Origin of the sequence: Mesorhizobium sp. 131-2-1 (genome assembly GCF_016756535.1) — a bacterium.
In the GTDB taxonomy this organism is placed as follows: Bacteria; Pseudomonadota; Alphaproteobacteria; order Rhizobiales; family Rhizobiaceae; genus Mesorhizobium.
The window spans coordinates 2,930,703-2,950,557 of record NZ_AP023247.1; the positions used below are offsets into that span (position 1 = coordinate 2,930,703).

Genomic DNA, 19,855 nt, shown 5'->3' on the forward strand with positions numbered 1-19,855 from the left:
GAATTCATCCAAAAAGAGAGACGGGACCGCCGGGGAGAGGCGGCGGCCCCCCAGGTCCGGGAGGACTAACCGAAGATCCGCTTGCGGGTCTTCTCCAGCCGCTCGAGGATCTGATCGCGCCGTTCGGGCTTGACCATGAATTCCTGGAGCCCTGTCATGCCTTCCTGGGCCATGTCCGGATCGGTGTCGCGATCGTAGTATTGCGACGTGCCGACCACTTTCTTCAGTTCCTCGACGGCGGCGTTTACCAGCGGGTCCTTGCTCGGCGGGCAGTCGTTGCGCGGCGGGATCGCGCCCTCGGCGGCGAGGAAGGCGCCGAGGTTTTCCGGTTTGTAGAAATAGGCGAGGAAGTCGCGCGCGCCTTGCTTGTTCTTCGCATTCGTGGGGACGTGAACGGAGTTGACGGAGAAGTCCTCATACCTGGCGACGCCGGTGGCGACTTCGGGAAATGGCGCATAGGCGAGTTGCGGAATATCGGCCTCCGGGAAGGCGGACCTGACGAAACCGCCGAGGTCCATCATGGCGGCTTTCTTCTGTGCAAGGGCGGCGCCGGCCTGCTCCCAGCCGAAGGAACTGTGGTTGGGCGAGAAGAACCCGGCCTTGATCAGATCGTTCCATTTGTCGAAGACGGGCGTCAGCATCGGATCGGTGTATTGCACCTTGCCGTCCATCAGCGCGATGTGCTTGTCGAGACCGTTGATGCGCAGGTTCATATGGTCGAACCAGCCGCCGGCCGGCCAAAGCTCCTTGGTGCCCATGCTCATCGGGACCATGCCCGCTGACTTCGCGGCGTCGCCGAAGGCGAGAAAGTCGGTCCAGGTCTTCGGCGGCGTCCAGTTGTGTTCGGCAAAGACATCCTTGCGGTAGAACAGGCCCCAGAGCAGGCCGCCCATCGGCAGGCCATACTGCTTGTCGCCGACGGTGACCGCATTTGTCGTGGCACCGAGCACGCTCTTGTAGTTCTCGCGGGCAAACAGATCGGAGATGTCGTCGAACAGGCTCTTGTTGACGAACGCCTTCATGCGGTTTCCGGAAAACCAGAAACAGATGTCGGGAGCGCCGACGACGAGATAGCTGCGGATCGCGGTCTTGTGCGCCTCGTGATCCATGTTGTTGATGGTGATCTTGGCGCCGGATTTCGCCTCGTATTCGGCTGCCAGCCTGTGCAGGATGTCGCGTTGCCCGACATTGCTGAGGTTGGAGATGATGGTGATTTCCTGCGCTTGCGCCAGGGCCGGCAAGCAAAGCCCGCTGGTGGCGGAAGCGGCGAGAGCCGCGCCGGTGCCCTTCAGGAAGCGGCGCCTTGTCGTGGACAGAGTCGTAACGTCGATTGCCATGGCTATTTTCTCCTCCCTGAGAGCAGCCGGATTCCGATTGAACCGTGGCGACTCGTAGCGTATGCAGGTGAAGTCGGTCAATAGTTAATTTACAAAATTAATAATGAGGCAGAGATGAAGCTCAAGGGTGATCAGCAGACGTCGCGCGCCATGAACCGACGATTGATCCTGAACATGATCAGAGCCGACGGACCGATGAGCAGGGCGGACATGGCCACGCGCAGCGGCCTGAGCCCGGCTGCGGTGACCTTCGTGGTCTCCGAACTGCTGGAAGAGAACATCCTCGTCGAGGGAGAAGCCAGCCTGGGGGCGCCGGGGCGGAGGCCTATCCCGATCAACATAAATTATGCCGGCCGGCTCGTCGTCGGGCTCAAGCTGAAGGTCGGCGCCATTGATTGCGTATTGACCGATCTTGCCACGACCCCGCTCGTGTCAAAGCAGGTGACGGTTCCCGACCCGTCGCCGCAAAGCACGGTCGAGGCCTGTGCGGCCGCCGTCAGGGAGCTGGTTGCGGATCGCAATGCGCCAAGCGGCGCGCAGCTCAGCGGAATAGGCATCGCGGTGCCCGGCGTCATCGACAATGGTGTTTGCCGGCTCAGCCACCGGTTCAACTGGATCGATGTGCCGATCGCGGCCATGCTCGCCGAGCTGGTCCATGTGCCGGTCTGGGCTGATGACGACACGAATGCGTTCGCCCTGGCGCAGCAATTGTTCGGCCTTGGCCGGCATCATCGTACTGTCGGCGCGCTGGCGATCGGCGCCGGCATAAGCTGCGCGGTGGTGATCGATGGTTCCGTGCATCACGGCGCGAGCGGCGCCGCAGGCAAGATGGGGCACTCCATCTACGATCCGAATGGGCCACAATGCGAGTGCGGCCGACACGGCTGCCTGCAGACCTTCTTCTCGGAGCCTGCTCTCGTGAAACGATGGCGTGAAGCGAAAGGCCTGTCGGGTGAGGTGACCCGTTACGACATGTTCAATGCGGCGCGGGCCGGTGACGAGACCGCTGTGAACATTCTCCGCGAGGCAGGTGAAGGCATAGGCAGGTTCCTGGGCGGCTTCTGCAACATCATCGATCCGGAGGTCATCGTCGGCGGCGGCGAAGCGGTCAGTTTCGGCGATTATCTGTTCGAGCCGATGCGCGACTCGCTGCGACGCCATGCCATGTGGGCGCCGCCACCGATTACCCCGGACTGGGCCGACGATTCCTGGGCCCGTGGCGCCGCCGCCCTCGCTACCCAGAGGCTGTTCGATTTTGAAAGCAGGCCCGGGGAAACCAGGGCCGTTATGTAGGCGAGAGACCGCTCAAGTCTGGGCGGCGATCACCTACACAAGCTCAAATCCAGCGCCTGACCTTCTTGGCGTAGTCGCGGTACTTCTTGCCGAATTTCGCCGCCAGAACCTTCTCCTCCTTTTCGACCGCCAGCTTTTGCGTGGCGAAGGCGGCGACGAACGCGAACAGCAGGAACCAGGCGATCCCCGTGATGAAGGCGACGCCGATCAACAGCAGCGTGTTGGCGAGATACATCGGGTTGCGGGTGATCGAGAACGGGCCCGACGTGACGAGATGGTCCGGCACCGCGTTCGGATTGAACGTAGTCTTCGCCCGCAGCATGACGCGGATCGCGGTGAACCAGAGCGCGGCGACGAAGAACAGGGCCACCCAGCCGGCGGCAAACATAAGGTCGCCCAACAAGTCGCCGATCCACGGCAGCGGATAGAGCAGGCCAAGCACGACGCTGGCGGCGATGGCAATGACATAGATCAGCGGCGGCCAGGGGATGAGCCCGGGTTTCGGCTGGCTGTCGGTCATTCCTGTCCTCCCTCCGTCGCGCTGTCGGTGCTCGCCGTGCAGGCGCCGGCGAGATCGGCGATGTGCGCTTTGAACTCCGGCGTCTGATCGCCGTTGTAGAGCCGGTCCAGCGTCCCTTCGCCCTGCAGCGTATCGAGCATGCAGCCACAATAGCTGGTGCAGAACTTGCTGTCGCGCTGCTGCTCGCAGGATATCTGGCAGGATTTGAGAAAGCTGGCGTCCTGGTCCAGCGGCGGCGCCGGCATCACTTGCGAAAACAGCCAGACCGAGCCGAACAGCAGCGGCTGGTGGATCAGATAGAAGGCCAGGCTGTGGCGGCCGATGAAGACCAGCGGGTTCGACCAGCGGCCGGGCGCCAGCTTCGCCAGGCGGGCAAGCAGGCCGGACGCGGAAGCGAGTTTCGTCACGGCAATGCCCAGCAGCACGGCGCCGAACCACGGAAACAGCGGCACATAGTCGTTGGAGCGAGGATTGGTCGCCGACAGGCCGACCCACCACAAGGCCGGATGGTCGAAGACCTCCGAGCGCAGATAGAGCGGGGCGGCAATCACGAGCGCCGCGACGATGGCCGTCAGCAGCGCCGGCAAGCGCAGGAAGGCGAGGCCAAGCAGGGAGGCGAGCGCGATCTCGTGCAATATGCCGAAGAAGATGAAGCCGTCGGGCGTGGCGATGCGGGTGATCAACGATATGGCCAGCGCCGCCACCGCGACCATGGCGAAACGCTTCCAGAAGCCCGGCCAGCGGATCTGCCGGCCGTGGGCGAGGAACAGGCTGACGCCGACCAGGAACAGGAAGGTCGAGGCGATGCAGCGCGCGTAGAGCCTCCACCAGCCGAAGGCGGTGAGGCCGGGATCGGTGTAGCCGAAATTCTCGAGGTCCCAGGTGAAATGGTAGCTCGCCATGGCCAGCAGCGCGATGCCGCGCACGATGTCGATGGCGACGATGCGCCCTTGCCTGGGCGTGTCCTGAACGGTCGGCGTTGGAAGGCTCATCGTCTCGCAATCTGATTCAGTCTTGCAAGACTGCTATCACGGTTCAACCCGACAAAAGAAGGCGGGACCGCCACTGCTTCGACGCCATATCCCGGCGGGCCTTCTTCGCGGCGGTCGAGGCCGGAACGAAAATCCGCTTTAGTCCAGCGGCGGAAAGCCTTTGACCGGCTTCGCTTTTCGGCTTGAGCGCGTCGGTTTCCTGCTAACTCACCTGATACTGGTCCGGCCAGATTTGGCCGGCGATTCACCGCCGGAGGGCCGATGTCCACCCATGTGCGCCATCCGATCTGGCTTCCGGCCCTGCGGCCGGCCGATGCGCGCACCTTCGCCTCGCTCTATGCGGTCGAATCCTTCGCGCGCGCCACGATATCGAGCGTCATCCCGATCCAGGCCTACGAGATCCTGCACAATGAGCAGGTCGTCTCGATCCTCTACACGATCGTGTCCTTGCTCGGACTCTCGGTCACGCTGTTCATGCCGATACTGATCCGCCGCTTTGCGCGGCGCTGGGTCTACACGGCCGGCTGCCTGATGCTCGCCATCGGCTCGCTCTTCTTCGTCACCCACACGCTGTGGGGGCAACTGGCCGGCATGCTCTGCCGCGTGATGGGCGCCAGCGCGCTGTCGATCACGCTCAACCTCTACATCATGGACCACATCCGCAAGACCGATTTCATGCAGGCCGAATCGCTGCGCATGGCGTGGTCGATGTTCGCCTGGACTGGCGGGCCGACGCTCGGCATCCTTCTCTACACGCGCTTCGGCATCTATGCCGCGCACGGCGCCGTCGTCGCCTTCGCGCTCGCGCTGCTCACGCTGTTCTGGACCTACAGACTGGGCGACAACCCGTCCATCAGCCCCGGCAAGAGCCGACCGGCCAATCCGCTCACCAATATCGGCCGCTTCGTCGCGCAGCCACGGCTCAGGCTCGCCTGGCTGATCGCTTTCGGCCGCTCCTGCTTCTGGACGACGTTCTTCGTCTATGGGCCGCTGTTCATGGTGATCACCGGCGAGGGCAAGCTCGCCGGTGGCCTGCTGGTTTCGGCGGGCAACGCGCTTTTGTTCATGGCGATCTTCTGGGGCAGGGCGGGAAAGCGCTTCGGCGGCCGGCGCACGATGACCTTCGCCTATTTCGCCATGTCGGCGATGTTGCTTGCGGCCGGCGCGGTCGGCGAGACGGCGCCGCTGCTCACCGGCGCCCTGCTTTTGTGCGGCGCCTTCTTCACCATCGCGCTCGACGCGCTCGGCTCGACCGCCTTCATGCGTTCGGTCAGGTCCTACGAGCGGGCGCAGATGGCTGCGGTCTATCGCACCTATCTCGACTTTTCCGAGCTGACGCCGCCGCTCGTCTATTCGGTGGTGCTGACGTTTTTCGGCCTCGGGTCGGTGTTCGCCACACTTGGCCTGCTGGCGGCCGCTTGCGGTTTCGTCACCTGGCGGTATCTGCCGAAGTCGCTCTGACGCTCAGGGCTTGGCAGGCTGCGCCGCATGCCGGGCGCGCACCCATTCGTGGAAGCGGTGCAGATCGTACTCCTCAGGCATCAGCACGCCGGCCTCGTGGCGCCTGGAGCGCAGGCCCTTCTGGTTGACCTCGCAGATCGCCGCGTCTTCCTCCAGCACCTGCCTGCCGAAGGCGACGATGTTGTCGATGTCGGCCTCGGGCGAGCCAATCGCCTCGGCCGGAAACAGCCATTCGGCGGTGAGTTCCGTCTGCTCCGGGCCGAGCGGCGTGAGCCGCACGGTGCGCACATAGTCGACATGGCCGACGATGAACATCGAGGGGAGCGAGGTCGCGTAGGTCTGGCCGGCGGCGCGCTCGGCCGGCGTCAGGCCGGAAAAGACCGGACCGTGCACATGCCCGTCGCGCGACCAGGTCTCGGCGCCGGCGCACAGGCCGCCGGAGAACTCCGGCGCGTCATTGTCGGCGTGGCGCGCCCATTCGGGATCGTCGTGCCTCGACATCAGGCCGCGGCCATAGATCGGTACCAGCCGCGACAGGTCCTTGTGGACGCCGGGGCAGTGCAGGCACTCGTTGAAATTCTCCCAGAAGATCTTCCAGTTGCAGTTCATCACCTTGCGCAGCGCATGGCCGGCGACCAGCGTCTCCAGCGGCCAGTTGGCGAGGCTGCCGGAAGCCCGATCGAAGGAGGCTTCCGCGGAGCCGCTGGAGTCGTCGGCGAGGTTGATGACGACGAAGCCGCGCCACACCGCGAGCGCCACGCCGTAGAGCGGGTAATCCGCCTTGTCGAAGCCTTCGGGCAGCGACTTCGACGGCACGCGCACGAGGTCGCCGCGCAGCGAATAGGACCAGGCGTGGTAGGGGCAGGTGAGCAACCTTGCCTTCAGCCGACCCTCGCCCTCCTGGCAAAGCTGCGAGCCGCGATGCCGGCAGGTGTTGTGGAAGGCGCGCAATTCGCCGGTTTCGTCGCGCAGCACGACGATCTCCTGCGTGCCGACGCGGAAGGTCCTGAATGCCAGCGGCTGGCCCAGGTCCGTTTCCCGGCAGACGAGCAGCCAGCTTCGGTACCAGATGGCATCGAGGTCGCGCCGGTAGGCTTCGGCGTCCCAATAGGCCGACGACGGCAGTGTAGGCTCTATCCGCGTCAGGCCGTTGTAGAGGTCGCGTTCCCTCGGGTCGGGCTGCATCTGTGGCTCCCTGGATGATCCAGCCGACACCCGGCCACCGTCTTTGTCAATCGTCACGCGCCACGGCCATTGTGACGTGCAATAGCCGACTCTAAGGTTGGCGCTTCACAAATCGGGTGTCCGGGGACAGTCCATGCCGCCAAGAACGATGTCGCTGACAGAGGAGCTGGTCGCACGATGCTATCGAGCTATCGAAGACAGCGGACCCGACCCCAACGCCGCGCATCTGGACGACGCCGACTATGCAGCGATGGTGGATGCGCTGGAGGCTCAGCTTCCCGCCACCGAACCGCTTTGGCTGTTCGGCTACGGTTCGCTGATCTGGAAGCCTGAAATCGATAATGTCGAGGAGCGTGTGGCGGTCGTGCGCGGCTGGCACAGGTCCTTCTGCATGAAAATGACGCGCTGGCGCGGCACCAGGGAGCGGCCTGGCCTGATGATGGCGCTGGATCGCGGCGGGCAATGCAAGGGTGTCGCCTTCAGGCTTGGCGACGCCGACCGGCGCCAGCAGCTCGACAGGATCTTGCGGCGCGAGGTGACGCTGAAACCGACCAGCTACCATCCGCGCCTGCTCACCCTTTCGAGCGATAGCGGTCCGCTGCAGGCGCTGGCCTTCGTCATCAACCGCAAGGGCACCACCTATGCCGGCCCGATTGAGGAAAAAGAGGTCGTCGAACGGCTGGCGACATCCTGCGGGCACTGGGGATCGGGCGCCGACTACCTCTACAACACGGTGAAGAACCTGGAGCAGCGCGGCATCCATGACCGCCATCTTTGGCGGCTGCAGCATCTGGTTGCCGAGCGGATTGCCGCTTCGGGCAGCTAGGCCAGATGGCGCATTTGCGCTGGTGGCCGCCGGAATTTGGTTTGCCGGGCGCGACGATTCTGCCTATAGTCCTGCCGTCGTCGGTTCCGTTTTTGGAGCCAAGAGGGAATGCGGTGCGGGCGAATTCGTCCAATGCCGTGGCTGCCCCCGCAACTGTGTGCGGTAGTCCTCTCCAAGGCCACTGAGGAATATCCTCGGGAAGGTGGGGAAGGGCGCTGATCCGCGAGCCAGGAGACCTGCCGGCGACAGCAACGTTGACTTCTATGCCCTCGGGTGGAGGGCGAAAGGACAAGACATGACGACCGCTTCCGTCTCCCTCGGCACCTCCGTCTCTTCGCAGTCGCGTTTCATGCAGCTGGCCATGGCCGCGCTGCTCGGCATTTTCGTCGTCGGCTTTGTCGGCTTCTCGCATCTCGATGCGGTCCACAATGCCGCTCACGACTATCGCCACTCGATGGCCTTTCCCTGCCACTGACGAGGATCTGACATCATGAATCTGTTTCGCAACGTCGTGTTCATCGCGGCGATTGCAGGGCTCGTGGCCGGCGTCGTCCTCGCCTGCCTGCAGGCCTATGCAACCGTGCCGCTGATCCTCAAGGCCGAAGTCTACGAACAGGCCGGCGGCGGCCATCATCATGACCATGCCGCGGCGCCTGCCGAGACCGGCAACGCCATGAGTTCCGCCGCGCCGGCCGGCAATGCCATGAGCTCTGCGGCGCCGGCTCCGGCCGAAGCCGCCGCTCCGGCGGAAGACGAAGGCTGGGCGCCGGCCGATGGCTTCGAACGCTTCGCCTTCAGCGTGCTGGCCAACATCGTCACCGGCATCGGCTTCGCGCTGGTGCTGGTCGCGGTTTCGGAATTCGCCGGCGGCATCGGCAGCTGGCGCCAGGGCGTGTTCTGGGGTCTCGCCGGCTTTGCCGTATTCACCCTGGCGCCTGGCCTCGGCCTGCCGCCGGAACTGCCGGCGATGCCGGCGGCCGAACTCCTGCCGCGCCAGATCTGGTGGACGGCGACAGTGGTCGCGACCGCCGCCGGACTTGGCCTGATCGCTTTTCGCAAGTCGCTGCCGCTGGCGATCTTGGCCGTGGCCCTGATCGTCGCGCCGCACATCGTCGGCGCGCCGCAGCCGGAAAGCTTCGAGACACCGATCCCGGAAGGCCTGCATCACCAGTTCGTGGTGGCGGTGACAGTCACCAATCTGGTGTTCTGGCTGGTGCTGGGTGGCGCCGTCGGCGTGGTGCGCGGCCGCTTCACCGGCACGGCGACCAGCCTGCGCGACAGCTTTGCCTGATCGCGCCAGCGGGACGCTGACCTTCATCCTCGGCGGTGCGCGCTCCGGCAAGAGCGCGCATGCCGAGACCCTGGTGACGGCTGGCCCGCCGCCTTGGACCTACATCGCCACCGCCGAAGCCTATGATGACGAGATGCGCGAGCGCATCGCGCTGCATCGTGGGCGGCGCAGCGAGGGCTGGATGACGATAGACGCGCCGCTCGATCTTGCCGGCGCGATCGAGGCGCTGCCCGATGGGCAGGCTGTCCTGATCGACTGCCTGACACTGTGGCTGACCAACCATATGCTGGCCGAGCACAACCTCGATGCCGAATGCCGGCGATTGACGGATTTGCTGTCGCGGCCGCGCGGGTCGTGGTTTGTTGTGTCCAACGAGGTCGGCCTGGGCATCGTGCCCGACAATGCCCTGGCAAGGCGCTTTCGCGATGCCGGCGGCCGGCTCAACCAGCAGGTCGCGGCAGTCGCCGATACCGTGCTGCTGATGGTGGCAGGGCTGCCGCTGAAGGTGAAGTGAGATGACCGAAGTCGATCCAAAGGACGAGGAGCGCCACCGCGCCAAGATGGCTAAGCGCAAGGCGGTGCAGGATGCGGAAGTGGCGGGCAAGACGATCGAGAAGGGGTTGCTGATCGTCAACACCGGACCGGGCAAGGGCAAGACCACCGCCGCCTTCGGGCTGGCGCTGAGGATGCTCGGCTACGGCAAGCGCGTCGGCGTCGTCCAGTTCATCAAGGGCAAATGGCACACTGGCGAGAAAGACGCCTTTGCCGCCTTTGGCGACCGCGTCGTCTGGCATGCGATGGGCGAGGGGTTCACCTGGGAGACCCAGGATCTGAAGCGCGACATCGCCGCCGCCGAGGCCGCCTTGGCCAGGGCGCTCGAACTGATGGCTGATCCTTCGATCAGCCTTGTGGTGCTCGACGAGCTCAACATCGCCCTGCGTTACGACTATCTCGATCTTGAAAAGGTGGTTGCGGCGCTGAAAGGTCGTCGCGAGGGCCTGCATGTGGTGGTCACGGGACGCAACGCCAAGCCGGCGCTGGTCGAGGCGGCCGATCTCGTCACCGAAATGGGGCTGACCAAGCACCATTTCGCTGCCGGCGTGAAGGCGCAGCAAGGGATAGAATTCTGACCGCCTACCCTCGGGAGATGTCCGTTGGAACAAGCAGTGATTGTCTATCTTCTTCTGACCGGCGGCCCGTTTGGGACGCAGCAAGAGCGGCAATCGGTTCAGGTCTTAGAGGATCGTTTGGAACAGGTTGTTTCGAATGCTAATGCCGGTGAGTTTGATGGCGACGAGTTTGGCGAGGGCGAATGCGTCCTCTACTTATATGGGCCAGACGCTGAGAAGCTCTTTTCTGCGATTGAACCGGTTCTGAAATCGTCGCCAGTGGCTACTGGTGGTTACGCGATCAAAAGGTTCGGCGATGCTGCAGATTTAAGTGCAAAGGAAGTCCGCGTTGTCTGGTGAGTCAGGCCGCCGCAGTCACACCGGTGAGATCAAAATATCCAGGTAGATCACGATGGCCGACAGGATCGCGAACAGCGCGATCAGCAGCCAGTCGGCAACCTGGTAGAGCTTCAGCGCCTGCCTGATGTCGAGGCTTTCCGCCTCGCGCCGGCCGCCTTCGCCCATGAAGGCATCCTCGACGACGACGCCGCCATAGCTGCGCGGGCCGGCCAGCGCGAGGCCCAAGGCTCCGGCCATGGCCGCCTCCGGCCAGCCGGCGTTGGGCGAACGATGCTTGTTTGCGTCACGTCGCATGGCTTGCCAGGCGTTGCGGGGGTCGGCGCCTTTGACGAAGAAGGCCGCCAGCACGATCAGCAGTCCGGTCAGCCGCGATGCCGGCAGGTTGATCCAGTCGTCGAAGCGCGCCGCCGCCCAACCGAAAGCCTCATGGCGCGGCGTGCGGTGGCCGATCATCGAATCAGCGGTGTTGGCGGCCTTGTAGGCGACGCCTCCGGCGAGCCCGCAGACGCCGGTCCAGAAGGCGGGAGCCACGATGCCATCGGAAAAATTCTCGGCCAGGCTTTCGATGGCGGCGCGGGCGACGCCGGCCTTGTCGAGCTTTTCCGGATCGCGGCCGACGATGCGCGAGACGGCAATGCGGCCAAGCGTCAATCCGCCGGTGTCGAGCGCGTCGGCCACGGCCTCGACATGCTCGGCGAGGCTCTTTTGCGACAGCAGCGACGACGCCAGGATTGCCGTGATGATCAGGCCGGTAGGAAAGGTCTGCCAGAGCAGGAGTTGCACGGCGAAGGCGATGGCCGCCGGTACCAGCACGATGACCAGGAGGGCCATGACGCCTCGTCGGCGACGCTGAGCGTCGGAATCAGTGGCGCGGTTGAGCGTGCGGTCGAGAAAGGATATCAGCCTGCCAAACCAGGTGACGGGATGGCCGATGGCGCTGAACAGCCAGTCCGGGTAACCCAGCGCCCGCTCGATGGCCAATGACAGGAAGGCGATCAGGATTGACATGAAGCTTCTTGATGGAGCGATTGCAGCGGTGGATCATGGCGGCAGCCTCGGCCGGGCGAGCGCGCTCTTCCCTCACGCGCCACGGCCTTTCGTCGATCTCTCGACGGGTATCAATCCGCACTCCTATCCGCTTTTCGAACTGCCCGCCACCACCCTGTCGCGATTGCCGGAAGCAGCGCGTCTGGGCGAGCTTCGCGCGGTCGCGGCAACCGCCTATGGCGCGCCGTCGCCGGCGCAAGTGGCGGCCGCCCCCGGCACGCAGATCCTGCTGCCGCGCGTCGCCTCGCTGGTGAGGCCCGGCATGGCGCTGGTGCTCGGCCCGACCTATGCCGAGCACAGCCGAGCCGCTGCCATCGCCGGCCATGTCGCGACCGAGGTCGACGATGTCGAGGCGCTTGCCGAGGCGGATCTCGCCGTGGTCGTCAATCCCAACAATCCGGACGGTCGCGTCGTCGAGCGTGAAAGGCTGCTTCGGCTTGCAGCGCAGCTTCGCGCCAAAGGCGGCCTGCTGGTCGTCGACGAGGCGTTCATGGATGTCGGGCCAGATGCGGAAAGCCTGGCCGGCGATGTCGGGCAGGGCGGCATCGTCGTGCTGCGCTCCTTCGGCAAGTTCTTCGGCCTTGCCGGCCTCAGGCTCGGCTTTGCGCTAGCCGACACGCTGACGGTCCAGCGGCTGGAGACGCAATTCGGGCCCTGGGCGGTGGCAGGCCCGGCGCTCGAATACGGCATCCGCGCGCTTGGCGACATCACCTGGCAGGCCGCCATGCGGCAGCGGCTGGCTCAGGATGCGGCGCGGCTCGACGGGCTGTTCGCCCGCTTCGGCACTGCCGTGGCCGGCGGCACCACGCTGTTCCGCCATCTTTCCTTGCCCGGGGCGGCCGACCTGTTTTCGGCGCTGGGCCAGCGTGGCGTCCTGCTTCGGCATTTCGCCGACCGGCCACACGTCCTGCGCGCCGGCCTGCCCGGCGAGGAGGCGGATTGGCAGCGGCTCGAAGCGGCGCTTGCCGATTGGGCTTCATTGCGCAACGATCAGGCAGAGGAACCAAATCCATGATCCATGTCTGTTCGCTGTCGAAAGTCGAGGAGACCGTGGCGAGAACCGGCGCCGAGCGCTTGCTGTCGCTGCTTGCCGCCGGCACTGAAGTGGCGCGCCCGGCCTCGATCGCGGCGGAAAACCACCTGCATCTGGTCATGCACGACATCGCCGTCGCCCAGGAAGGCATGACCATGCCGGGCGAGGAGCATGTGCGTGCCCTGCTCGATTTCGGCTATCGCTGGGACCGGGCGAAGCCGCTGGTCGTGCATTGCTATGCCGGCATCAGCCGTTCCACAGCCTCGGCCTATATCATCGCGGCGGCACTCGCGCCGAAGCGCGACGAGGCGGAACTGGCACAGACGCTGCGGGCGCTGTCGCCGTCCGCAACCCCCAATCCGCGGCTGATCGCCGTCGCTGATGCACTCCTTGGCCGCGAAGGCCGCATGATCGCCGCGATCGAGGCGATCGGGCGCGGCGCCGATGCTTTTGAGGGCACGCCCTTCGAACTCAATATCGAGGCCTGAACCCGGGTTACGACAGCCAGTCCGCGAGCTTCGCCTTCCGGACATCCTTAACCAGGCTGATGAAGCCGTCGGCCTGATGCTCGGCGGTCAGCCGGCCCTTCTCGGCCGTGGCGATCGAGGCATCGCCTACGACGCCGTTCGGATTGAGGTCGCTGGCGATCCAGGCGAAGGCATGGGTTCCGGTGTGGCGCAGCAGCGCGAATTCCTTCTCGGCGCGGCCGACATTGCTGATAAAATTCTCGGCCTTGCCCATGTCGACGAGGTCGGGCCGGAAATGCAGCATCAGCGAGGTCTCGACGTCGCCGCCATGGATGCCGTGACGATCCTCCAGCTCGGTGTACATGCCGGCCGGACGGCCGAAGCGCTGCCAGCTCGTCTTGACCGCCAGCATTTTTGCGCGCACGCGCAGTTCGCGCGTGATGATGCCCATGATCTCCTCGTTGCCGCCATGCGAGTTGACGACGATCAGTTTTCTCACCCCGGCGCGGGCGATCGAGAGGCCAAGCTCGGTCCAGGCGTCGACCAAGGTCGTCGCCGGCAGAGTGAGCGTGCCCGCAGCATGCAAATGCTCGTTCGACTTGCCCACCGCCTGCACCGGTAGGATGCGGATGTCGAGATCGTCGGGCAGACGGGCGATGACGGTTTCCAGCATCCCGTTCATGATCGACGTATCGGTCGACACCGGCAAATGCGGCCCGTGCTGCTCGATCGCCGCCACCGGCAGCACGGCGATCGTCGCTTCCTGATCGATCGTGGCGTATTCGGTGGTCCGGTAATCGCCCCACCACACGCGTCTTTTCGCAACGGTCATGACATGCCTCTTCAAATCGTCGAGCCAGACCTAGCGCGGCTGGCATCGCCTGTCGATCATCCGGCGGCGATCACCTCGACCTCGACCTTGAATTCCGGCCGGGCGAAGCCGGAGACGATCATCAGTGTCGAGGCGGGCGCCGGGCTGGCGAACAGCCGGTCGCGCACATCCATATAAGGCCTCAGGAAGGCGCGGTCGGTGACATAGGTGTTGATGCGCACGATATCGGCAAGGCCAAGCCCGGCCTCGCCGAGAATCGCCGCAATGTTCTTGAAACAGAGTTCGGCCTGCGCCCCGGCATCTTCCGGGATCTGGTCGTCCGCGGTCATGGCGACCTGGCCCGAACACAACACCAGCCGCTTGCCGGCGGGCACTTCGACGCCGTGGCTGTAGCGGGCGAAGGGCGGCTTGATCGACTTCGGCGTGAGGAATCGGAACATCGCAATCTCCTGTCTGTGTCTAGAGGTAAGGCCTGATCGAAGACGCCTTCAAGATGGCTGTGCCCATTGCCCTTGCGATTATGGACAGGCGTCCAAAAAATAGGCACGATGCTCCCGTACAGCATGACCCGTCCGCTCCTCGCAGCGACTGTCGCACAAGCAGGCGGCCCGGGCGGTGGCATGTGTCTTGCTTCTTGAACCAATGGTGTCGAACCCGGTGCGCAGCGTGCCGGAGCAAATTTGAGGGTGATGTTTATGGTCGGAAAACGGAAGATTTTGGCGGGCGCTCTTGTGCTGCTTGCAGCGGGTACGTTGGGTGCGGCGGCGAACGAGAAAGTCACCTTCGGCACCAATTGGCTGGCCGAACCGGAGCATGGCGGCTACTACCAGGCGGTCGCTGACGGCACCTACGCCGCCTGCGGGCTTGACGTGACCATCATGCAGGGCGGCCCGCAGGTCAGCGGCCGGCCGATGCTGCTGGCCGGCAAGATCGATTTCTACATGGGCGGCAACCTGCTTTCGGCCTTCGATGCCGTGCAGCAGGGCATCCCGATGCGCGTCGTCGCCGCGGACTTCCAGAAGGACCCGCAGGTCATCATGTCCCAGCCGGGGCAGGGGCTGGACAAGTGGGAAGACCTGAAAAACGCCGACCAGTACATTCTCGGCGACGAGGGCGCGCAGACCTTCTTCCAGTGGATGGTCACCGAGCTCGGCTTCGATGCCGCCAAGCGCGTGCCCTACACGTTCAACCCGGCGCCCTTCATCGCCAACAAGAAGTCGATCCAGCAGGGCTACGTCACCTCGGAGCCGTTCGCGGTGCAGAAGGCGGGCGGCTTCGTGCCGAACCAGTTCCTGCTCGCCGACTATGGCTGGGACACCTATGCGACAACGGTCGAGGTCATGCAGGACACGATCGACAAGCGGCCGGAGGTGGTTCAGTGCTTCGTCGATGGCTCGGCCAAGGGCTGGTACAACTACCTCTACGGCGACAACAAGGCCGCCAACGACATGATCAAGAAGGACAATCCGGATATGACGGATGAGCAGATCGCCTTCTCGATCGAACAGCTGAAGAAGTTCGGCGTGGTCGATTCCGGCGACACCGAGAAGCTGGGCATCGGCGCCATGACGGAAGCGCGCATCCAGAGCTTCTACGACAAGATGGTCAAGGCCAAGGTCGCGCAGCCGGGCATCGATATCAAGAAGGCCTATACGCTCGCCTTCATCAACAAGGGCATCGGGCTGGACCTGAAGAAGTAATCGTGAAGCTGGAGAAAGTGGCGCAGGCGCCGGCAATGGCATCGGGTGAAGGCCCGATGCTGTTGGCGCTGCGCGATGTCGGCAAGGTCTTTTCCAACGGCGTCACGGCGCTGAGCGACGTCGACCTGACCATCCGGGAAGGCGATTTCCTCAGCCTGCTCGGCCCGTCGGGCTGCGGCAAGTCGACGGCGCTCAGGCTGATCGCCGGCCTGTCGACGCCGACCTCGGGACTGCTCGACTGGCGCGGCAATATCGACCGGTCGAACATCGGCTTCGTCTTCCAGGAGCCAACGCTGCTGCCCTGGGCCAGTGTCTTCGATAATGTCTGGCTGCCGCTCAGGCTGAAGGGTGTGTCGCGCGCCAAGGCGGAGCCTGCTGTGATGGATATGCTGGCGCGCGTCCACCTCACCGGTTTCGAGAACGCCGTGCCGCGCGAGCTTTCCGGCGGCATGAAGATGCGCGTCTCGATCGCGCGCGCCATGGTGACCAAGCCGCGCATCCTGTTGATGGACGAACCGTTCGCTGCGCTGGACGAGATCACCCGCTTCAAGCTCAACAACGACCTCCTGGAGCTGTGGCAGGACGAACGCTTCACCGTCGTCTTCGTCACCCACAGCGTCTTCGAGAGCGTGTTCCTGTCGAGCCGCGTCGTCGTCATGGCGGCACGGCCGGGCCGCGTCTTTGGCGAGCTGGCCGTCGACGCGCCCTATCCGCGCGATGAGGCGTTCCGCACCTCGCCCGATTATGCCGCGCTCTGCCGCCAGGCGTCCGACGTTCTGGTCAACGCCATCAACTCAACCGCCGGACCGCACCATGACGGCCATTGAAGACAGTGCATTGAAGCTCGATCCGGAAGAGGCGCGCCGCGTCCGCCAGGAGCGGCTGGAGCGGATCGGCAAATGGGTGCTGCCGCTGACGATCATGATCCTGGCGATCTGGCTGTGGGACCGCATCTGCGTCTGGAACGAGATACCGCAATACATCCTGCCGCGACCGGGCGTGGTGCTGCAGACGCTGCATGACGATGCCGGCCTTTTGTTCTCCTCGCTGCTGGTGACGCTCAGGATCACCTTCCTCAGCCTGCTCCTTGCCGTCATCGGCGGCGTCGGATTGGCGGTGCTTTTCGCGCAGTCGAAATGGGTGGAGATGTCGTTCTTCCCCTTTGCCATCGTGCTGCAGGTGACGCCGATCGTCGCCATCTTCCCGCTGATCAACATCTACATCAACAACCAGACGACGAAGCTTCTGCTGTGCGCCTGGATCGTCGCCTTCTTCCCGATCCTCTCCAACACCACGCTTGGGCTGAACTCCGTCGACCGCAACCTGCGCGACCTGTTCAAGCTCAACGGCGCGACCCGCTGGCAACAGTTGCGCTATCTGCGCCTGCCGGCGGCCATGCCCTATTTCCTCGGCGGCCTGAAGATCGCCGGCGGCCTATCGCTGATCGGCGCGGTGGTGGCCGAATTCGTCGCCGGGGCGCAGGGCCAGTCGTCGGGGCTCGCCTCGCGCATCATCGAGGCCGGCTACCGGCTCAACGCGCCGCGCCTGTTCGCGGCGCTGATCCTGATCTCGCTGACCGGCATCCTGATCTTCCTGGTGCTGTCGTTGGTGTCGCATCTGATCCTGCGCCGCTGGCACGAGAGCGCGCTCAAGCAGGAGCGGTAGGGTGGTTGGTCTCGTCTCCCAGGAGAGCAGCAGTTGATTCCGGACTCAGCGTCATATCGACTAGGCAACGTCCGTGTTCATCAATCACTGACGCCGGGCCTCGCCGCAACCTTCGACAGCGACGGCTTCGCGCTCGCCGACATCGCCGTGACCGATGGCAAGATTTCCAGCATTGCAGCACGCGGCAAATCGAAAGCGCCGGCCGATGCCATAGACCTTGCCGGCCGCATCGTGCTGCCGTGCTTCGTCGACTGCCACACCCACATCGACAAGGGTCATATCTGGCCGCGAAAACCCAATCCCGACGGCACCTTCATGGGGGCGCTCAACGCCACGGGCGCCGACCGTGCTGCCCGCTGGAGCGCCGAGGATGTCGCCCGCCGCATGGATTTCTCGCTGCGCTCGGCCTACGCGCACGGCACCAGGGCCTTGCGCACGCACCTCGACAGTGTTGCGCCGCAGGAAGAGATTTCCTGGCCGGTGTTCGAGACGATGCGGGAAAAATGGCGCGGGCGGATCGAATTGCAGGCCGCCTGCCTGCTCGGCATCGAAGGCGTGCGCGACAAGGCCTGGTTCGAACGGCTGGCCAAACGCGTCGCCGCCGCCAAGGGGGTGCTCGGTGTCGTAACCTATATGGTGCCTGATCTCGAAGAGCTTCTCGACCGGGTATTCGGGCAGGCGATCAAGCACGGGCTCGACCTCGATTTTCATGCCGACGAAACCGACGATGTCGCCGCCATATCGCTGAAGAAGATCGCCGAGGCCTCGTTGTGGAACGGTTTTGAGGGCAACATCCTGGTCGGCCATTGCTGCTCGCTGGCGCGCCAGCCTGACCTCGAAGTGCTCGACACGCTGGACAAGGTGGCAAAGGCCGGACTAGCCGTGGTGTCGCTGCCGATGTGCAACCTCTATCTGCAGGACCGGCGCGGCGACGGAACAACGCCGCGCTGGCGCGGTGTGACGCTGCTGCACGAGATGAGGGCGCGGGGCATTCCGGTGGCTGTCGCCTCCGACAACACGCGCGATCCGTTCCACGCCTATGGCGATCTCGATATGCTCGAAGTCTACCGCATGGCGACGCGCATCCTGCATTTCGACCATCCGGTCGGCGACTGGCCGCAAGCGGTGGCGGCGACGCCGGCCAAGGTGATGCGGCTCGACGGTTTCGGCACGCTCGCTACCGGCGGCAACGCCGATTTCATTGTCTTCAAGGGGCGGAGCTGGACCGAATTGCTGTCGCGGCCCGAATCGGATCGCATCGTGGTGCGGGGGGGCAGGGCGATCGAGCGCCGGCTGCCCGACTATGCCGAACTCGACGAACTGATGGTGTGACAATGGATATTGCGGCGCTGAAGCGCGATCTCGACGGGCTCAAGATCGACGACCATCCGGCAATCGTCCAGCAGAAAAGCCGCGACTTCTACTGGTACAGCCCGGTGCTGAAACAGCAGCTCGATCATGTCACCGGCGACCTGATCGTCACGCCGAAGACCGAGGACGAGGTGATCCGCGTGCTCGCCGCCTGCCACCGCCAAGGCGTTCCGGTGACGCCGCGCGGCAGCGGCACCGGCAATTACGGACAGGCGATGCCGCTGTCGGGCGGCGTGGTGCTGAACCTCGCCGAGATGAACGCGGTCAAGGCGATCGCGCCGGGCCGCGTGGTGACCGGACCAGGCGCGGTGCTGGCCGACATCGACAAGGCGACGCGCGCCCATTCGGCCCAGGAGCTGCGCATGTCACCGTCGACCTACAATACGGCGTCGATCGGCGGCTTCGTCGCCGGCGGCTCGGGCGGCGTCGGATCGATCCGCTGGGGCGGTCTGCGTGACCTTGGCAACGTCATCCGGCTCAGGACCGTGACGATGGAAGCGGAGCCGCGCGTCATGGAGCTCACCGGCGAGGACGTGCTCAAGGTCATGCACGCCTACGGCACCAACGGCATCATCACCGAGGTCGAGATGCCGCTGACCGCCTCCTATGACTGGATCGACGTCATCGTCGGCTTCGACGATTTCATGGAGGCGGCCGGCTTCGGCAACGACCTCGCCGTCCAGGACGGCATATTGGCGAAGCTGATCACGCCGATCGCCGCGCCCATCCCCTATGACTATTTCAAGCGGCACCAGAAATTCTTCCGCCGCGGACAGAGCATCGTGGTGTGCATGATCGCGCCGCATGCGATGGACGCCTTCGTTGCCTTCGTGCGCAGTACCAAGGGCGAGGTCGTGTTCCGGGCCGACCAGGAGGCCGACCTCAAGGGTCTGCCGCCGGCCTATGAGCTGACCTGGAACCACACGACGCTGCGGGCGATCCGGGTCGATCCGACGATCACCTATCTGCAGGCGCGCTATCCGTCGCCCGATCATCTCGCCCACGTCAAGGCGATGGTCGACCGCTTCGGCGACGAGGTGCCGGCGCATCTCGAATTCATCCGCTTCGACGGCGCGATCGGTGCCGCCGGTCTGCCGCTGGTGCGCTACACCACGGAAGAGCGGCTGGACGAGATCATCCGCATCCATGAGGACAATGGCTGCTGGATCTTCAATCCGCACCGCTACACGCTTGAAGAGGGCGGCATGAAGCGTACCGACGATGTCCAACTCGCCTTCAAGCGCGAGACCGACCCGCAAGGGCTACTCAACCCCGGCAAGATGATCGCCTGGGAAAACCCCGACTACGACTACCGTTCGAGCAAGTCGTTCCTGTTCAAGGGGCTGCAAAAGGCGGGCTAAGGCAA

22 protein-coding genes and 1 riboswitch are annotated in these 19,855 nt (G+C 64.6%); of the genes, 15 read left to right on the forward strand and 7 right to left on the reverse strand.

Features of this window, described 5'->3' with window-relative positions:
* Positions 1-65 precede the first annotated feature (65 nt).
* On the reverse strand, positions 66-1,337 hold the full coding sequence (locus JG743_RS14075) for an ABC transporter substrate-binding protein (RefSeq protein WP_202301330.1): 1,272 nt from the start codon (positions 1,335-1,337) through the stop codon (positions 66-68).
* Between the two features lie 114 nt (positions 1,338-1,451).
* On the opposite strand from JG743_RS14075, the gene JG743_RS14080 reads away from it, so the two are divergent.
* On the forward strand, positions 1,452-2,630 hold the full coding sequence (locus JG743_RS14080) for an ROK family transcriptional regulator (RefSeq protein WP_202301332.1): 1,179 nt from the start codon (positions 1,452-1,454) through the stop codon (positions 2,628-2,630).
* A 43-nt stretch (positions 2,631-2,673) separates the two neighbouring features.
* On the opposite strand, the gene JG743_RS14085 is transcribed toward JG743_RS14080, so the two are convergent.
* A complete protein-coding gene (locus tag JG743_RS14085) occupies positions 2,674-3,150 on the reverse strand; it encodes a methyltransferase family protein (RefSeq protein ID WP_202301334.1) in 477 nt (158 codons plus the stop codon).
* A complete protein-coding gene (locus JG743_RS14090; protein WP_202301336.1) occupies positions 3,147-4,142 on the reverse strand; it encodes a DUF1624 domain-containing protein in 996 nt (331 codons plus the stop codon). Before JG743_RS14090 ends, JG743_RS14085 begins: the two co-directional genes overlap by 4 nt.
* 261 nt (positions 4,143-4,403) lie before the next feature.
* Here JG743_RS14090 and JG743_RS14095 point away from each other — a divergent pair, with 261 nt between their 5' ends.
* Positions 4,404-5,603 (forward strand): MFS transporter, encoded by a 1,200-nt coding sequence (locus JG743_RS14095; protein ID WP_202301338.1) that lies wholly within the window; start codon positions 4,404-4,406, stop codon positions 5,601-5,603.
* A gap of 3 nt (positions 5,604-5,606) precedes the next feature.
* Here JG743_RS14095 and JG743_RS14100 read toward each other — a convergent pair whose 3' ends face one another.
* Positions 5,607-6,788: an aromatic ring-hydroxylating oxygenase subunit alpha gene (locus tag JG743_RS14100; protein ID WP_202301340.1), complete on the reverse strand. Its 1,182-nt coding sequence runs from the start codon at positions 6,786-6,788 to the stop codon at positions 5,607-5,609.
* Between the two features lie 133 nt (positions 6,789-6,921).
* Here JG743_RS14100 and JG743_RS14105 point away from each other — a divergent pair, with 133 nt between their 5' ends.
* From JG743_RS14105 to JG743_RS14130, 6 genes are all read left to right on the forward strand, one after another.
* On the forward strand, positions 6,922-7,614 hold the full coding sequence (locus JG743_RS14105; protein ID WP_202301350.1) for a gamma-glutamylcyclotransferase: 693 nt from the start codon (positions 6,922-6,924) through the stop codon (positions 7,612-7,614).
* Positions 7,615-7,678: 64 nt separating this feature from the next.
* Positions 7,679-7,872: riboswitch (cobalamin riboswitch) on the forward strand.
* Positions 7,873-7,909: 37 nt separating this feature from the next.
* Positions 7,910-8,089, forward strand: coding sequence for a CbtB domain-containing protein (locus JG743_RS14110; RefSeq protein WP_126054052.1), 180 nt, complete (start codon positions 7,910-7,912; stop codon positions 8,087-8,089).
* Positions 8,090-8,104: 15 nt separating this feature from the next.
* Positions 8,105-8,905: a CbtA family protein gene (locus JG743_RS14115; protein WP_202301352.1), complete on the forward strand. Its 801-nt coding sequence runs from the start codon at positions 8,105-8,107 to the stop codon at positions 8,903-8,905.
* Complete coding sequence (gene cobU, locus JG743_RS14120) at positions 8,898-9,419, forward strand: bifunctional adenosylcobinamide kinase/adenosylcobinamide-phosphate guanylyltransferase (RefSeq protein ID WP_202301354.1); 522 nt, start codon at positions 8,898-8,900, stop codon at positions 9,417-9,419. The genes JG743_RS14115 and cobU overlap by 8 nt, the downstream gene beginning before the upstream one ends.
* A gap of 1 nt (position 9,420) precedes the next feature.
* Complete coding sequence (gene cobO, locus JG743_RS14125; protein WP_202301356.1) at positions 9,421-10,035, forward strand: cob(I)yrinic acid a,c-diamide adenosyltransferase; 615 nt, start codon at positions 9,421-9,423, stop codon at positions 10,033-10,035.
* A gap of 24 nt (positions 10,036-10,059) precedes the next feature.
* Positions 10,060-10,374, forward strand: a complete 315-nt coding sequence (locus tag JG743_RS14130) for a hypothetical protein (RefSeq protein WP_202301358.1) — start codon at positions 10,060-10,062, stop codon at positions 10,372-10,374.
* A gap of 15 nt (positions 10,375-10,389) precedes the next feature.
* On the opposite strand, the gene cbiB is transcribed toward JG743_RS14130, so the two are convergent.
* The gene (gene cbiB, locus JG743_RS14135; protein WP_202301360.1) at positions 10,390-11,382 is read right to left on the reverse strand and encodes an adenosylcobinamide-phosphate synthase CbiB; all 993 of its coding nucleotides are present in this window, start codon (positions 11,380-11,382) and stop codon (positions 10,390-10,392) included.
* On the opposite strand from cbiB, the gene cobD reads away from it, so the two are divergent.
* Together cobD and JG743_RS14145 are read left to right on the forward strand one after the other, a co-directional pair.
* Positions 11,381-12,436 (forward strand): threonine-phosphate decarboxylase CobD, encoded by a 1,056-nt coding sequence (gene cobD / locus JG743_RS14140; protein WP_202301369.1) that lies wholly within the window; start codon positions 11,381-11,383, stop codon positions 12,434-12,436. The genes cbiB and cobD overlap by 2 nt on opposite strands.
* A complete protein-coding gene (locus JG743_RS14145; RefSeq protein ID WP_202301371.1) occupies positions 12,433-12,942 on the forward strand; it encodes a tyrosine phosphatase family protein in 510 nt (169 codons plus the stop codon). The genes cobD and JG743_RS14145 overlap by 4 nt, the downstream gene beginning before the upstream one ends.
* Positions 12,943-12,949: 7 nt before the next feature.
* Here JG743_RS14145 and JG743_RS14150 read toward each other — a convergent pair whose 3' ends face one another.
* Together JG743_RS14150 and JG743_RS14155 are read right to left on the reverse strand one after the other, a co-directional pair.
* Positions 12,950-13,753 (reverse strand): creatininase family protein, encoded by an 804-nt coding sequence (locus JG743_RS14150; protein WP_202301373.1) that lies wholly within the window; start codon positions 13,751-13,753, stop codon positions 12,950-12,952.
* 56 nt (positions 13,754-13,809) lie between these two features.
* Positions 13,810-14,193 carry a RidA family protein gene (locus tag JG743_RS14155; RefSeq protein WP_202301375.1) on the reverse strand — a complete coding sequence of 128 codons (384 nt, stop codon included), beginning with the start codon at positions 14,191-14,193 and terminating at the stop codon, positions 13,810-13,812.
* A 255-nt stretch (positions 14,194-14,448) separates the two neighbouring features.
* On the opposite strand from JG743_RS14155, the gene JG743_RS14160 reads away from it, so the two are divergent.
* Genes JG743_RS14160 through JG743_RS14180 form a run of 5 tightly spaced genes read left to right on the forward strand, consistent with a single transcriptional unit; the run spans position 14,449 to position 19,850 of the window.
* Entirely contained in the window at positions 14,449-15,453 is a 1,005-nt protein-coding gene (locus JG743_RS14160) for an ABC transporter substrate-binding protein (RefSeq protein ID WP_202301377.1), read from the forward strand.
* Positions 15,454-15,455: 2 nt separating this feature from the next.
* Entirely contained in the window at positions 15,456-16,280 is an 825-nt protein-coding gene (locus JG743_RS14165; RefSeq protein WP_202301379.1) for an ABC transporter ATP-binding protein, read from the forward strand.
* Entirely contained in the window at positions 16,267-17,118 is an 852-nt protein-coding gene (locus JG743_RS14170; protein ID WP_202301382.1) for an ABC transporter permease, read from the forward strand. Before JG743_RS14165 ends, JG743_RS14170 begins: the two co-directional genes overlap by 14 nt.
* Before the next feature lie 33 nt (positions 17,119-17,151).
* A complete protein-coding gene (locus tag JG743_RS14175; protein ID WP_202301384.1) occupies positions 17,152-18,450 on the forward strand; it encodes a cytosine deaminase in 1,299 nt (432 codons plus the stop codon).
* Between the two features lie 2 nt (positions 18,451-18,452).
* On the forward strand, positions 18,453-19,850 hold the full coding sequence (locus tag JG743_RS14180) for an FAD-binding oxidoreductase (RefSeq protein ID WP_202302614.1): 1,398 nt from the start codon (positions 18,453-18,455) through the stop codon (positions 19,848-19,850).
* Positions 19,851-19,855: the final 5 nt, after the last annotated feature.